The organism is Bradyrhizobium elkanii WSM2783, assembly GCF_000472865.1.
GTDB lineage: Bacteria > Pseudomonadota > Alphaproteobacteria > Rhizobiales > Xanthobacteraceae > Bradyrhizobium > Bradyrhizobium elkanii_A.
In genome coordinates, this window is the sequence record NZ_AXAP01000199.1 from 1 (window position 1) to 2,343 (window position 2,343).

General features: G+C 56.4%; 1 protein-coding gene and 1 pseudogene. One reads left to right on the forward strand and one right to left on the reverse strand.

The annotated features are described in order from the left end of the window. Positions 1–498: 498 nt before the first annotated feature. Positions 499–951, reverse strand: coding sequence for an RICIN domain-containing protein (locus YY7_RS0149760; protein ID WP_028169415.1), 453 nt, complete (start codon positions 949–951; stop codon positions 499–501). A gap of 231 nt (positions 952–1,182) precedes the next feature. Between YY7_RS0149760 and YY7_RS65455 the strand changes: the two are divergent. Beyond that, positions 1,183–1,747, forward strand: a pseudogene (locus YY7_RS65455) (IS110 family transposase); the annotation flags it as partial. Positions 1,748–2,343: the final 596 nt, after the last annotated feature.

Genomic DNA, 2,343 nt, shown 5'->3' on the forward strand with positions numbered 1-2,343 from the left:
CTGATCGCCTATAATCTGATCCGCATCCCCAAACTGGTTGCAGCCCAGCCAGCCCAGACCTAGCCTCCCGGACGCGCCAGCCCAACGAGGCCTCCTCAACAGAAAAAAAACGCTTCATTCCTCACGTTTTTCAGCAGACTGCTAGAGCAATTTCCGATCACGTTACGTCGCCAGAGATCGGGCATAGTGCGCGCTGCGGCGGCCCGCACGCACCGTGACAACGTCGATGAGGCTGACAGGAAAGCTTATCAAGCAGTGCAAACTACTTTCGACATGCCGGGTACGCATAGTGACCCACATACAGTTGAAAACGCTCCAGGTCTCCTAAATTACCTAAATTGGATACACCATCAATTCAAATGGAGCACAGCTACGGCCTCGAACCTCTCGATCTTCGCCTCCGTTAAGTGAGAGTTTTGGAAGGGGGGTCGAACATCTGGACGGCCCCGCCCTGTGAGCACACGTTGATGAAACCTCATCGTGCGCAGAGGATTTAAGTTACCCTGCAACTTCAACCTCGAGATCCGTAGCGCGCAGGCCCGATAGTGGTACATGCTGCCACTTCTGAGCGACTGTGCCGTTCTCCGGATAGAGCCAAATTGGGTTGCCTTCTTGCTGTCTGCTATTATTGTTATCGATGCACAGGTTGCGATTGACTAAGCTGTAGATAGGACCTGGGTTCTCCCCAAATTCCCACTGCTGATTAGGGTTGGCAGCGTCGTAGAACTGAAGGTAGAGCCTAGCTTCTCTGATGGCATTACCGCTTGGCGCAAGTGCAAGCCGATCACTTGCGTGCAGCCTAATGGAGCCGGCGGCAAGGTCGATATCCCAGACAATATATCGAAGGGCGGCATGTCTTTTGCGAAGTACAATTGGAGCACCCACTGCCTGATCGTGCACGCCGATCACGAAGTCTTCATTCGCCTTGTATTTGATTATATAGCTTCCCATTTATAGGTATCCTTGCTTTCCGAAAGCGCTGTCCACCGCGCGATGAAGGTCTCAGCGAATTGAGCCTCACCACCACTTGCAGCAATATACGTGCCACCGGAGAACGTTCTGTGCAGTTGGAGAAAGGCGCGAAATCGTGCGCTTCCCTGTGCCCGCGGGATGCTTACATCTCAACGTTGGCTTCCCGACGCGCAATGTCTTCAGTCGGACATGGCTGAATAGTAAGGCCGTATGCGCGCCTCTTGCCATGAGATGGCTCGCCCAACACTGCGCGTCCCAAGATTGCTCGGGCGTACCGAGCCGATCCTCATCACGAGGACGAGCCGTGGCAGATTAAGGGAGGCCTTTGTCGGAATCGATGTGGCCAGGCTAAGAAATGCCGTCGGGATTGCGGATGCAGGCCGGGAGGGTAAGGTTCGGTTCTTCGGGAGGTCGATGCTTTCATTATCAAATCAACATGCGCCGCGTCATAGAGCGGATTGCCAACCGGTTTGACCGCGTCCACTTCTGTTACGAGCCGTCCCAACTGGCTATGGTCTTTATCGCCTGATCCGGTCACTCGGCCAAGAATGCACTGTGATGGCGCCATCATTAATCCCAAGCAAGCCGAGGGCGATCGTGTGGAGACCAACCGCCGGGACGCCGTTTCTCGCGCGGCTGCCACGCGTAGGCGCGCTAACGGCTTATGGCTTGCCGATGAAGGTCGCGAAGCGATGCGCGATCTCTTCGCGCCGCATCGGCAGCGGCTGACACGCCGCGGCATAGAGCGGAGTGTGCAGGCCTGCATCTCCGCCACGATCCGCACCTTCTCCTCGCCCATCCATCGTCGCGGCCGACGTTCCCCGGTGATCACCTCGACACGACGATAGGAATCACCTTCCAGCCCGCCATCAACATGGCATTTGCCATCGTTCCACCTCCACCGTATCAGGCTGTATCGGGCGCTAGCTGAGGGACAGCTAGATAACAGGCCGGTTCCCGTCTCCAAGAGTAGTTCGTTTAGGAACCAATGGCTCTAACGGTAGAACATTTGGTGAGCGACGTCAGGACCGAATGCGCGCGACCCACGTGACCGCGATGAATAGGCTGAGCTGACGCGCGACGGCGATCTTCGTGCAGAAGTTTGGACATCCGATCTTGAACCAAGCACAGCTGAGACCTAAAGCGCCTCGCCTCGACCATAGATCCCGACCAGCTGCTGTTACAGATCCAGGCAGAGTGAGTTTGAGCTGAGCATGAGCTTATCGTTTGGTACGCATCCGACGGGCGCCGTCTTGCGTGACGCGTGGTAATTCGCGAGAGCTATGGCCGAAATTGGGTGATGGGGCCGATCAGGCGGCGCGGTTAGCTGGCGTCGTCGATTCTGCGACGCCGTCGGTAAATTTGACGCCG